This is a genomic window from Planctobacterium marinum, assembly GCF_020687805.1.
GTDB lineage: Bacteria > Pseudomonadota > Gammaproteobacteria > Enterobacterales > Alteromonadaceae > Planctobacterium > Planctobacterium marinum.
Genome location: NZ_JAJEWQ010000001.1, coordinates 1,020,113 through 1,032,708, shown reverse-complemented (window position 1 = coordinate 1,032,708; position 12,596 = coordinate 1,020,113). Strand labels below are relative to the sequence as shown.

10 protein-coding genes are annotated in these 12,596 nt (G+C 48.5%); 4 read left to right on the top strand and 6 right to left on the bottom strand.

What is annotated here, in order from left to right; translation table 11 throughout:
* Window positions 1-7: 7 nt before the first annotated feature.
* From LJ740_RS04645 to LJ740_RS04630, 4 genes are all read left to right on the top strand, one after another.
* Window positions 8-1,834, top strand: coding sequence for a family 31 carbohydrate-binding protein (locus LJ740_RS04645; RefSeq protein WP_229527874.1), 1,827 nt, complete (start codon window positions 8-10; stop codon window positions 1,832-1,834).
* Window positions 1,835-1,911: 77 nt separating this feature from the next.
* Complete coding sequence (locus LJ740_RS04640; RefSeq protein ID WP_229527873.1) at window positions 1,912-3,018, top strand: hypothetical protein; 1,107 nt, start codon at window positions 1,912-1,914, stop codon at window positions 3,016-3,018.
* A gap of 67 nt (window positions 3,019-3,085) precedes the next feature.
* Entirely contained in the window at window positions 3,086-3,715 is a 630-nt protein-coding gene (locus LJ740_RS04635; RefSeq protein ID WP_229527872.1) for a hypothetical protein, read from the top strand.
* Window positions 3,699-5,207 (top strand): hypothetical protein, encoded by a 1,509-nt coding sequence (locus tag LJ740_RS04630; protein ID WP_229527871.1) that lies wholly within the window; start codon window positions 3,699-3,701, stop codon window positions 5,205-5,207. The genes LJ740_RS04635 and LJ740_RS04630 overlap by 17 nt, the downstream gene beginning before the upstream one ends.
* A 16-nt stretch (window positions 5,208-5,223) precedes the next feature.
* On the opposite strand, the gene LJ740_RS04625 is transcribed toward LJ740_RS04630, so the two are convergent.
* The 6 genes from LJ740_RS04625 to LJ740_RS04600 form a co-directional block, all read right to left on the bottom strand.
* A complete protein-coding gene (locus LJ740_RS04625; RefSeq protein ID WP_229527870.1) occupies window positions 5,224-6,516 on the bottom strand; it encodes a sensor histidine kinase in 1,293 nt (430 codons plus the stop codon).
* Between the two features lie 30 nt (window positions 6,517-6,546).
* Window positions 6,547-7,914, bottom strand: coding sequence for a sigma-54-dependent transcriptional regulator (locus LJ740_RS04620; protein WP_229527869.1), 1,368 nt, complete (start codon window positions 7,912-7,914; stop codon window positions 6,547-6,549).
* 73 nt (window positions 7,915-7,987) lie between these two features.
* Window positions 7,988-9,193 carry an ABC transporter permease gene (locus LJ740_RS04615; RefSeq protein ID WP_229527868.1) on the bottom strand — a complete coding sequence of 402 codons (1,206 nt, stop codon included), beginning with the start codon at window positions 9,191-9,193 and terminating at the stop codon, window positions 7,988-7,990.
* 10 nt (window positions 9,194-9,203) lie between these two features.
* Entirely contained in the window at window positions 9,204-10,520 is a 1,317-nt protein-coding gene (locus LJ740_RS04610) for an ABC transporter permease (protein ID WP_229527867.1), read from the bottom strand.
* 1 nt (window position 10,521) lies between these two features.
* Window positions 10,522-11,238, bottom strand: a complete 717-nt coding sequence (locus LJ740_RS04605; protein WP_229527866.1) for an ABC transporter ATP-binding protein — start codon at window positions 11,236-11,238, stop codon at window positions 10,522-10,524.
* Window positions 11,239-11,279: 41 nt separating this feature from the next.
* Window positions 11,280-12,536 (bottom strand): efflux RND transporter periplasmic adaptor subunit, encoded by a 1,257-nt coding sequence (locus LJ740_RS04600; protein ID WP_229527865.1) that lies wholly within the window; start codon window positions 12,534-12,536, stop codon window positions 11,280-11,282.
* Window positions 12,537-12,596: the final 60 nt, after the last annotated feature.

Here is a 12,596-nt window from a genome sequence, read left to right as displayed (position 1 = left end):
GGGTGAAATGCATTGGTTTTACAATATCAGAAAAGTGCAACAAAGAACGGAAATGGTAGGGAAGTTAGGCAACCTCTCTGCGCCAGGACTATTGCTTTTGTGTTGTTTTTTATTTGGTCATAGTGTTAATGCGGCGCCGGAAGATGCAACTTTGGCACCCAACAACGGGGTACTCTTTTCCATCGGTCAGGATGTCGATAGCATCAATGATTATGTCGCTGATTTAGGGCAGCGCCCAGGTGGTGTTGCAAATTATGTTGGTATTGTGCAACTGGATGGGCTGTTTTCTGATGCGGATGCAGGAGCAGGGCGCAACAACGTTGCTGAGTTGGCTGCGGCGTTTCCTGATGCGGCATTAATTGTTGGTGTATCAATGAATAATCAGCTTGGCGCTGTTGTCGCCGGGAATTACAACGCCAATATTGATACCTTACTGAATACGCTGGCAGGCTATGATCGCCCTGTATATTTGCGCTGGGCCTACGAGGTTGATGGTGTTAAGTGGAACACCAGTCATACCCCCGCGCGCATAAAAAGCTCCTTTCAGTATGTCCGAAATCGAATAGATGCCCTGGGGCACGCCGATAAAATAGCTTTGGTATGGCAGGTTTCTTCCTATTGTTACAATCAGTACGAGGATCTGAATAACTGGTATCCGGGCGACAACATTGTTGACTGGATCGGACTGTCTTACTTCTCTCCACAAGACTGCACCAGTCTGAGCCGCGTTCAACAGGCGGCGGAGTTTGCCCGACAGAAAGGTAAGCCACTGTTTATCAATGAATCAACACCACAGAGATATGACCTGGCGCAAGGCACCTATTCTGCAGACGGCGCAGGCGGAAGCAACCGGATAAACAAGTCAGGACAACAGATCTGGAACGAGTGGTTTTCAGGGTATTTTAATTTCATTTTGCAGGATTACGCTGATGTCGTTAAAGGAATAACCTACATCAACGCCGATTGGGATAGTCCGGAGCAATATCGCTGGGGCGGATACAGTAATGGTGTGTTTACCGGTTACACCGAAGGCTATTGGGGAGATAGTCGGGTACAGGCTAACAGCACAATACTGAGCAACTGGAACGCACAAATCAATCAAAGTACTTTTCTCAAAGCGGGAAGCAACCTGTTTACACAGTTAGGTTACGGGGAGAGTAGTGATGGTGGCAGCGATAATGGCGACAATGGCAGCGGCGACAATGGCAATGGCAGCGGTGATAGCGGGAGTGGAAACCCGAATAGCGAATTTGGCATCAGTTACATCGATAACGATAGTTTTGTGGTATTTCACCGGGACAATGGGTGGACCGGAAACTGGCATTACCTTTGTGTCAACGGGGCATGTTACCCGGGGACACTCAGCAATGGCTACTATCAGTTGCAGTTCGACAACATGACTCTCGGCCAAAGTTACGATATTGAATTTAAAGTTCAGGATGATGCGCTAAGTCAATTTATAACCAGTGATACTGTGACATTCACAGCCTCGGGGGATGCTGGCCAACCGGGGAATGGCGATAGTGGCGATAGCGGCAGTGGTTCAGGTTCCGGCGATAACGGTGAAAACCCCGCGACTGAAAGTGATTTTGGCATACGTTATCTGTCTGACAGCCGTTTTCAGATATTTCACAAAGACAATGGCTGGTCAGCCGCCTGGCATTACCTGTGTAGTGATGGCTATTGTGTACCAGGTGCGCAAAGTAATGGTGAATATGTCCGTACGGTAACGAATGCCATCCTGGGGCAATCTTACAGTATTGAATTCAAAGTCGAGGATGCTACGCAAGGGCAATACCTGATTTCTAATGTAGTGACATTTACATCACCCTGATAACCAGGGACAGAGTTTCAATTCATGGGGAAGCTAATTGCTCCCCGCTGTCTAAGTTAACATTAAAAAGGTTTTTTATGAGATTGCTTAAATTTGCAAGATATGGTTCTGCTTACGCCCTGGTATCGCTTGGCGTTTTGTTGAGTTTCAATTTAAATGCGGCGCAATGCCCACCCATTGAACTGGGGGAAAAACATCCCGCTGCCGCAGGTAAAGATATGTCTACTGAGCACACACAACCTTGGTGTGATGCAGTGTGCGTGAATGTGTTGGCCAATGGCACTGCCTGTAGCAATGCTGCAGGTCAGATAGTGACTACCATGGGGGTCTGTAATGATCCTTTGCAGGTACGTGAATCTATCCTGGATATTGAATACAACCTGTGCATCGACATTGATCAGCAATTCATTGATCAGTCAGGCTATACCGGTCAACCGCCGGGAGTTAATTACACGATATCTGCGGCTGATGCAGCCCTGTATTTTGCTGCCTTATTTGCCGAAGATACAAATAATAATGGTGTCATTGATGGCAGTGAGGTGACCACGGCTAAAAATCGAGGTTTAGGTCTGGTGGCAGAGCTGAACACGAATGGTGATCAGATCATCGATCGCAACGAAGCCAGTCAGGCAAAAGGTGCTGATCCTTGTCAGTTATTATCCACCGGATTTAGTTCTGGTTTGGCAACGGACGATATTTTGTCCTATATCGGACTTTATTTGGGGGATCCCATGGTGGACAAGTACGCCGGCGATCTCGAAGAACATGTTAAGAACAATATGCTGGCATTCACCCGCACATGGCAACCCAGTTATTGGAAAACCACAGCAGGCTCAACAATTGGTTCAAACCCCTCTGCGGTAACCGCCTGGTACGATGGACAATACAATGGCAGCAAACGGGTATGCGATCCTGGTTACAATGGCAAATTTAGTCAACTGGTTTCGGCAATGTCCGGAGGCAATAATGGCGGCGATACCGGTGGTGGTAGCAACGGAGATGGCGGCAATGGCGATAACGGCAATGGCGACAACGGAAATGGCGATAACGGAAATGGCGATAACGGAAATGGCGGCGATGGCGATTTTCCGGTGAGCAATAATTGCCCCTCTTCACATCCTCATTATTGCGCCAGCACAAACCAATGCTTTACACCGCAGCAAATGACTGACTATTGCTCATAAAGCCTCGAAAGCGTGCAAACAAGGACGTTTGTGCCCGATTGGCTTGGCCTTTTGTTGGTACTAAATGATGCCGCGATCAACTTCTAATCGGCGATTACTGACCATTGTAGGTTCCTCGTTGGGTTTGACCCTTGGCATTTGGTTGGCTGTCGGGTCACTAAAATCTACCTGTTGCACGGCTGAAACAAGTTCCGTTAGTGCGCCTTTGCCGCTCAAAAGAGCGCAAGCCAATGATGCGGTTAATGTTCAGCGGCCCAGCGCTGATTTTGTAAAAACACCGCGGCATCAGTCTGAGCCTGTTGTGGATACCCGTACCGACGTTGAGGTGCCAATGGTGGACATGGATAAATTCGGTAATTACGTCGCAACGCTGGCTGATTCCGGCGATGGTTTACAGCGATTTCTGATTTCAGACTGGCCAGTAGAGTTTCCTGACGTGGTCGTTGCAAATGGTCACGTGGTGGAAGGATGTATGTCTTATCAGTATTTTGTCCGCTGGCCGGGGAGCATCAGTCTGTTGGTTTTAGAAAACAACATTATGCGCCTGTATCATTGGGATTGCCGGTTTAATGTTGAGCTTCAGTCTTACGAACTGGAACCTGGGCCGCTTCCTTCGCAATGGATCAGGCGCAGTGTACGACAAATTCTTGAACACAGTAAATTTACCCGGGTGAATTTAAATGAAGAATCGATTTAACTGGCAGGGTATGGCACTATGCTTTGCATTGGCTTTTATCCAGGTTAGCAGTTCTATGGCGGCTGGTGAGCTTGATTATGCACCGGCTAATGAGGCTGTCGTACAGAAACAACTGTACCATTCCGGTGGACATTTTTCTGGCGCTGAGCTTTGTCCGGCATCGGCCTTTGATACCATTACTCCGATAGCTTCGCTGCATACGGTTACTGCAGAGCAGGCGCTGCCGATGACTGTCACCGGAGTGGCAGAATTCATTGAACGCCATGACATCAGCAGCGTAACAGGCTTGCTCGCACACTTACCCCGGCATTACCGCACACACTTTTCGTTGCTGGAACATACCCGGGCCACTGGGCAAGCTAATCTTGAGTTTCCGCGTATTGTTTTGTTTGGCACTGACGGGCAGTTTTTAATGAATGTAGGTACCAAACCCGATGACCCTACTTATCACCTGTTGGACGTGGCGCAATTACACAGTGAAACAGGTCATTGGGAGTTTTCAGTGTTTGACTTCTCAGGGAGTAAACCAACCTTGAAACGCAATGACCCCAGCTGTCAGGAATGTCATGGCAGCAGCAATGCGCGGCCTGTCTGGGGCTCTTTCTTGGAATGGCCCGGCGTGTTTGGTGACAGCATCATTGATGGGCCGAGGCCGGAAGCTATGCATCACACTCATGCTGAAAAAATCAATCGTTTAATTCAGGGAGACAGCAATTCAGAGCGTTTTTCATTCCTGGTTTGGCGGCCGGAATCAATGCGTCGCGGTGGTGTTCGTTTTATTGCGGAACACGATTTCGGACCAGAGTTATTGGTATCCAATCTGGCGATGGGCAGCGCGACAGCCAAGGGGGCATTCAGGCGTTTGACTCAGCATCAGGAAACGGCTTACCGCCAGGCAAGAAAAGCACTTTTGCTGTCTTATTATCAGTTTCGTGATGCACATCCTCTTCGATTTAGTAAAGTGAATCGGGTTGAGGGCCTGCATGACTGGTTGCAACAGCGAAGGCAGTTAGTAGCGGAATTATTGCCCGCGTCCCCACAATCTATTGCACCGCTGGATTTGCAACTGGCAACGTTGGGTCTGAATACTCAGGAGGCTTTTTCACTGGCCACCTTGCACAATAAGGAGCAACCAGCGCCTCTGTGGCAGACTGCATCGTCAGATCTATACGATTTATTGATGTTGCAGGTACTCGATGATTTGCGTCGCGTTGACCCGGAAATTATGGAAATACTACAACAAGTTGAACCCTTTTATGGTGTTTTCCAATGTCCGGAAACGGTGCAAAATCTGGCGCAACTTATTGATTTTAAAATGTTGCACCTGTTCCAGTTGCAGGGCGAAGCGCGATATCAGGTACATCGGGTGTATTTCCCAAAAGACGTTGATGATGTTTATCAGCAGGTATTTTTACCTGTCGCTGATAAGTTAATTCCGTTACTACAAGAAGCAACTGGGCACCCTCAACAACAAGTAGCAGGTCTTAACTAAAACCATGCTCCATTAACTATACGCCTGGCAGGCTCACCCTGACGCAAAGTCCGCCTTCCTGGCGGTTTTGTAGCGCAATGTGACCGTGATGGGCTTCAGCAATTTCCCGGCACAGCGCCAGGCCCAGGCCGCTGCCACTATTTTTGGTGGAATAAAACGGGATCAGCGCCTGAGAAAGCACTGATTCAGACATGCCTTTGCCTTTGTCTAACACTTCAATGACCACGCGGTTCAGCTTTTTCTCCAGACGCAGCGTAATGTCACCAGCTTCAGAACCAGATTCATGAGCATTTTTTAACAGATTTATCAGCAATTGCTCCAGTTGGATTGGGTCGGCGTGAAATACTAATCCTTCGGGGAAGTCAGCATTAAAAGACCATTGTTGTGACAATTGTTCCGCCAGCTTCTCAAATTCAACAGATTGCAATTTGGGCTCCGGCAGTTTGGCAAATTTGCCATAACCCTGCACGAAAGTGACCAGGTGTTTAATGCGCTCTTCGATGGTATTAAATACCCGGTTAAGGCGCTCATCCTGCACTTGCTCAGTGAGTAACTTACCGCTGTTCAACATAGAAGAGATTGGGCCAAGGGAGTTGTTTAACTCATGACTGATAATGCGGATCACCTTTTTCCAGACGGCCACTTCCTGGCGGCTAAGCTCCCGGGTCATTTGTTTTAAGATGTACAACTGATGTTGTTGGTTATTCAGTAAAAACTGGCCTGTGGCCAGATGCCAGGTTTGCTGTTCGTCAGAGTCATTGTTAATACTGAATAACCCCTCCTGCGCCTGGAGTATGACATTACTGACTGCTTCCGGAGCATTGTTCAGTAGTTCTTCCAATACCAAACCTTCCAGTTTGGTATTGTTGATATGGAAAAAGTGACGGGCGGCCCAGTTGCTGAAAACCACCTGCTGGCGGTCGTTGATCAGCAACAAGACTTCCGGGGAGTTTTGCAGTACTTTATCCAGCATTAATTCTCGCTGGTAAATCCAGTGTTTTTCGGCTCGGAGTTTTTCGGCGGTTTGATTGTACAATCGGCTCAGATTGCCCAATTCGTCGTTATCATTGTAGGACAACAAAGACGCGTATTCGCCATCCAGAAAATTGAGTAATCCGGTTTCAAGTCCTGCCATGCCCTGATTAAAACGACGCAGTGCATAGCCGCTTACTTGCCAACAAAAAAACACAATACCGGTTAACAACAACAGCTTGTTGACAACATGAGTCTGTAACAGATAAAGCGTCGGAATACAGGCGAACAGAGTGCAACAAAGTACTACCTTTTGCAGTTTTAGTTGTAAATTCATGTGCTGATTTTTACATCCTGAAGTACGGCGTTAATAGTCTATGTCAAATTTTTGCAGGCGGCGATATAAGGCCTGGCGGCTCATTCCAAACTGCTTAGCCACTCTGGCGATAATACCCTGATGCGCTTTCATGGCATCCAGTAAGTCCTGTTTGCCAGGCTCGGCCTGAGCGGCTACAGAAGTTGCCGTCTGATGGGTACTAAGCGGTGAATTCACGGTTTGAGTTGCAGGTTTTGACAGGGCAAAATCTTCAGCTTCTAATACACCGTCTGGCTTTAACACATCCACCCGTTTGCAGGCGTTTTCCAGCTCTCTGACATTACCTGGCCAGTCGTAATCTGTGAGCTGCTTTTGCGCCGTCTTACTGATTTCCCGCCCGGGCAAAAAGTGGTTTATCAGGGGTAACACATCGTCGCGCCTGTCGCACAGGGCAGGCACATTTAACTCAATTACGTTGAGGCGATAGTACAAATCTTCGCGAAAGTCGCCACTGGCTATCATACTGAGCAAATTGGCATTGGTGGCTGAAACCACCCGAACCTTAACATGCCGGGTTACCACTGAGCCTAAGCGTTCAAAGTCGCCAGTTTGCAAGACTCTGAGCAGTTTAGTTTGCCCGTCCAGTGGCAGGTTACCGATTTCATCTAAAAATAACGTGCCGCCATCCGCGGCTTCAAAACGGCCGATACGGGCTTTATTGGCGCCGGTATAAGCCCCGGCTTCTGCGCCAAACAACTCTGCTTCGATGAGTTCTTTGGGCAACGCGCCGGCATTGACTTTTATAAAGGGCTGCTGTTTCAGGGGGGATTGTGATTGTATCAGCTCAGCAATTTTTTCTTTACCAGTACCATTGGGGCCAGTGATAAGTACCGATACATCAGAGCGGGCCACCTGAATAGCCATATCGACAGTGCGTTGCATGGGTTCACTGGCGTAAATTAAGCCAATATCTTGTGCCGCCTGAACGGCATTTTGCTGTGCCTGTTTAACCCGGGCCAGTTGCGCCGATTGCGCTTTGGCTTTGCCCAGTTCGATCAGGTTGGCCACGCTGGTTAATAATTTACTGTCATCCCATGGCTTGGCGATATAGTCGGCCGCACCGGCTTTCACTAGTCCTATTGCCTGCTCCAGCTCGGTCCAGGCGGTGATCAAAATGATAGGCAGGTGAGGGTTAAGCTCCCGCAATTGATAAAACAATGCAACACCTTCTTCGCCTGATGTTGTATCAGCGGAGAAGTTCATGTCCTGAATCACCAGTGTAATGCATTGGTGATCCACGGCCTGAATGGCTTCTGCGGGACTGGCAGCGGTCACAGGTTGATAACCGTGCAGTTCCAGCATCAGTGACAGGGCATCCAGCACGGCGGGATTGTCGTCAACAATCAGTATCTTATCCATATTTCCCGGTGTTTATGTCTTTGTTTGTTGCCTAGCAGCGCCAGTGGCGTCTGGCGCTGCTTTTGAGGGCGGCTTAGATGCTACGAGTGGCGATGCTGGGCGAGATATTGGCAGCTCTTCTGGCGGGTACAATAACCGCTAAGAGACTGATCAGCAATACAAACAACGCGGTACCAACAACATAGGCATAATCTAGCGCAGGCAGGGAATAATGTGCCATTAACTGATGCGCTACCAATATTGCACCGATACAGCCAAGGACTAAGCCCGCCAGACACACCATGGTATTTTCCAGTAAGAAATAACGAATGATGTCTGATTTTCTGGCGCCGATGGCACGGCGGGTACCAATTTGTTTAGTGCGCTTGCTGATATTAAACAGGGTTAATCCAAAGATCCCCAGTGCTGTCACAGACACTAAAACGACAATTAACACAACCAGCATTCTCAACATCAATGTATCAGAGGCATTGTATTCTGCTTTGGCCTCATCTAATCCCTGTAGTGAAGTGATAACCCGTTGATTGTTTTCCTGCAGCATCAAATCTTCAATCTGTCGCATTATGGCGGCCCGCTCACCGGCATGAGCACGGACAATGAATTTTTGTCTGGCTGTTCCGTTAATCAGTGGAAAAATAACCACTTTTTCTGCCACGTTGCTACTTGGCCAGGGGGCGGTCATTTGCTCTACAATACCAATAATTTTAGCCGGAGCATTGCGCACGTAAAATACCTTGCCCAAAGCGTCTTCATCGGGAAACAGTTCTTCCGCCCAGGCCTTGCTGACAATCGCTACCGTAGGGAGCTTGTCGTAATTTTGGGCAAACACCACATCCTCTTCAGTAAAGTCCCGACCTGCTATGAGTTTGACACCCAAAGTTTCTATGGCGTTGTGATCCGACATGCTATAGGCGGCATTGGCAGAGCGGCCTTCTTCGGGCTCTGGCACAACACTAAAGCTGGAGCTTGAGCCACTACCGGTTAATGGCACCGCTGTGAAGTTCGCGGCATTGATCACGCCCGGTATATTGCGTAGCAGGGCTTCGTCCAGTTCAATTTGTTGATTGTAATCGGCGTTTTCCTCAAAACTGGTGACCCGAAAATAGAACAGTTCTTCCTCCGGATAGCCTGTTTCTTTGTTCAGATAAGTCATCCGGTCATAAATGATGAATGCCGCATTACTGACTATCGCTGTGGTAATCGCGATTTGAAACAGCAGCATCAGTGCGCCTGCTTTGGAGCGCAACAGGGCATTAAAAATAGGCTTTAATTCAGACATGTTGGCTCTCCTATTGAGTTTTCAGGTAAGTGGCAGGCGTGGTTCCGCACACCAGCCAGGCTGGATACAAACCGGCTATGACGCAGGATGTAATGGCAATAGCCGGGGCGGCTATGAGCATGGTGATATCCATGGTGGCGAGTTCGGTGTAATAGTCCTGAGTCAAACGTACACCCCATAAACCCAGTTGCGAAATGCCAATGCCAACGATGCCACCCATCAGTCCCAGTAACGAGACTTCCACTAAGTGTTGATAGAAAACCTGGGTTTTACTGGCTCCCAGGGCACGGCGAACGCCTACTTCCGGAGCGCGACGTAAAAATTTAGCCAGTAGTAGTCCTAAAATATTGGCCAGACATACGGCCAGGAACATAAAGCTTAATCCGACTAAAATACGGTTATCTTCAGATACCACACCACGGTAATCCATAGTCTCCAACACATCCCGCAGAGCGTATTCCAGCTGGTCACGGTCAAAGCGACCTGATTTTTGTTGTTCCTGCATATAACTCATCAGGAATTCGCCATACTCGCGCTCTTCCTGTTCGTTGTTTAACTCAGCCCAAAACTGAATCCACAGATCCTCAGAGCGCATTTTTTGCTGAAAGGTGTTAGTTTCTTCACTTTTCCAGCCATTGGTGTTGCCCCAGGTGTCTATTTCAAAGGGAGCGATTAATGAAAAGGGCAGAAACAACTGCTCGGCATCGTGGAATGCGCCGTTATTGACATCATAAAACTTGATATTGAGTTTCCATTGCTTCATGACACCGACAACCAGATAACTGCGGTTATCCAGATAGATCATGTTGCCAACAGAGTTCGCGCCTCCAAATAAACGATTGTTGATTTCTTCGTTTATTACCACTACCGGTGTGGCATTGTCTTGTTGTTCCAGTGTCCAGGGGCCACCATGCACAAACGACAGGTTGAACATGTCAAAGAAATCGCGATTGGTCATGCGCGCAGTTTCAATAAAGGGTTTAACCTCTGGTGTATTCATATGAACCGAGAAACCGGCTTTCATACTGGGTACTTTGCGTGCAGGAATGGGCGCATTGCTCAATGCCACGGCATCCTGATAGGTCATCTGGTAGGGTAAACCATCTGGCGAGCCGCGACGGGTTTGTTCGCCTTCCATGGTTTGTAACTGCAGGTGGAATAATTTATCACTTTTTTCAGGAATGGGATCCATCGACATCATGTGATACACCGACAAACTGGTCATGGTGATACCGATACCCACAGCAACGGCAAATACCATCAATACACTGACCACCGGAGTGCGCTTAAAGCTGCGCCAGCTTAAATCCAGATAGTGTAAAAACATCTCAGGCTCCTGCTATTTTTTGCATAGGTTCAACACCATTGCGTTGATACAGAGTAATGTCTGCCATCTGGCCATCGACGATTTGTACATTGCGCGGTGCCCGACGAGCCAGCTCAGGATCGTGAGTTACCATGATGATAGTGGCACCATCGCGATTGATTTGTTCCAGCAGCTCCATCACCTGACGGGCCATCAGGCTGTCCAGGTTGCCGGTGGGTTCGTCGGCCAGCAAAAAGCGCGGCTCGCCCGCCAGGGCACGGGCAATCGCCACGCGTTGTTGCTGACCGCCGGACAACTGTTGCGGCAAATGTTTGGCACGACTGGCCAGGCCTACCTGCTCCAGGCAGCTTTCAATGCGGCGCTTGCGCTCTGCGGATTTAATACCGCGATAGCGCAACGGCACTTCAACGTTTTCATAAAGGTTTAAATCGGGGATCAGGTTAAAGCCCTGAAAGATGAAACCAATTTTCTGATTGCGCAAATCAGCACGGGCGTTATCTGACAGACTGCCCACATCCACACCATCCAGAGAATAGGTACCACCGGTAAATGGCTCTAACATGCCGGCGATGTTTAAGAAGGTGGTTTTACCTGAACCTGACGGGCCGGTTACGGCGATAAATTCACCTTCATCCACTTCCAGGTTAAAGTCTTTTAGGGCGTGAGTTTGTACCATTTCAGTCTGATACATTTTGCTGATGTTTTGCATACTTAACATAGTGGATTCCTTGTTTATTCTGTCTTGTAATAGTTAATGGCTTAGCGCAACAAAATTGAGTTGGCTTGCGCAAATTCTTCGTAGTTTGAAATAATTAACTGATCGCCGGGTTGTACCCCACTGAGTATTTCTACTTCCCGCATGCTGGTAGCACCCGGTTGTATATCGATGCGTCGGGCGATATCGCCTTCCAGACGATAAGCCACAAAACCTCCAGATTGGGTAAAGCTGCCGCGTCGGACTTTTAATACATCTTGTTTTTGTTCCAGTAATACCCGCGCTGATAACTGCTGGTTTTGGCGTATGCCCATGTTGTTGTCGTGGCTGAATTTAACCCGGGCTGTGACTTCGCGGTTGGTTACTTCAGGTGAAATAGCGGACAGCGTGCCGGTAACGGTTTTATTCGCTAATTTCAGTTCAACATCCATCCCTAAGCCCAAATCATTGGCATAGCTTTCGGGTACATTGATTTCAGCTTCATAAGCACTGAGATCCACCAGGGTCATCAATGAATCATTGGCTGCTACGAGAGTACGGTCCTGCACAAACAGACTCCCAACCATGCCATTCACGGTAGCCTTAATCGTGAGGGCTTCTACCTGACGTTCCAGTTCAGATACCACCAGTTTTTGTCGTTCAATGGTATTGCGCACCGATTCCAGTTCGAAGGCAAGGGTATCTTTGGCCAGTGCCACTTCCTGCTCTGCGTGTTTAAAAGTAACCTGCGCACGCGCCAGTTCATCTTTGGCTTTTTCCAGATCAATCTGATTAATCAAATGATCTTTTATGGATATTTGTGCTCTGCGGTTTTCCCTTTCGGCAGCCACCAGATCCAGTTTTGCTAAATCCGCCTGTTTGGATATGGTGAGTGACTGACGTCGGGTGTCCAGCTCTTTACGCGCCAGCTCACCTTCCAGGCGTGCCAGCTCAGAGCGCTCCTGTTTGAGTTGGTTATCTAACTCCGGGCTGTCCACTGTAGCGACCACCTGACCGGTCTTAACATCCTCACCGGCTTTTACCTGCAGGTTTACAAACCCTTTCTCAGGACTGTATAGCTGGGGGGCATTGGCTGCTACAACGCGTCCGGTAGCCACGATGTCTCGCATCAATTCGCCTTTTTCTACTGTGGCAATTTGTACCGTCGCGCGTTCGATCGATAAACTGGCGTCACTGCTGTTTATCAATGCATTGGCGGATACGGCTCCGATCACCAATACCGCAGCTGCGACTATCCACTTTATTTTGCCCTTGCGGGGTGTCGCCATCACTACATCTTGTGCGCCTGTATCCCGTATCATTGTTGGCCCCTTTTTAATGCTGAATAGTCGTCATACAAAGCGACACAAAATGCAAAGGCC

Coding starts and splice junctions, on each gene's coding strand:
- LJ740_RS04645 (WP_229527874.1), top strand. CDS start 8: ATGCATTGGTTTTACAATATCAGAAAAGTGCAACAAAGAACGGAAATG.
- LJ740_RS04640 (WP_229527873.1), top strand. CDS start 1,912: ATGAGATTGCTTAAATTTGCAAGATATGGTTCTGCTTACGCCCTGGTA.
- LJ740_RS04635 (WP_229527872.1), top strand. CDS start 3,086: ATGCCGCGATCAACTTCTAATCGGCGATTACTGACCATTGTAGGTTCC.
- LJ740_RS04630 (WP_229527871.1), top strand. CDS start 3,699: ATGAAGAATCGATTTAACTGGCAGGGTATGGCACTATGCTTTGCATTG.
- LJ740_RS04625 (WP_229527870.1), bottom strand. CDS start 6,516: ATGAATTTACAACTAAAACTGCAAAAGGTAGTACTTTGTTGCACTCTG.
- LJ740_RS04620 (WP_229527869.1), bottom strand. CDS start 7,914: ATGGATAAGATACTGATTGTTGACGACAATCCCGCCGTGCTGGATGCC.
- LJ740_RS04615 (WP_229527868.1), bottom strand. CDS start 9,193: ATGTCTGAATTAAAGCCTATTTTTAATGCCCTGTTGCGCTCCAAAGCA.
- LJ740_RS04610 (WP_229527867.1), bottom strand. CDS start 10,520: ATGTTTTTACACTATCTGGATTTAAGCTGGCGCAGCTTTAAGCGCACT.
- LJ740_RS04605 (WP_229527866.1), bottom strand. CDS start 11,238: ATGTTAAGTATGCAAAACATCAGCAAAATGTATCAGACTGAAATGGTA.
- LJ740_RS04600 (WP_229527865.1), bottom strand. CDS start 12,536: ATGATACGGGATACAGGCGCACAAGATGTAGTGATGGCGACACCCCGC.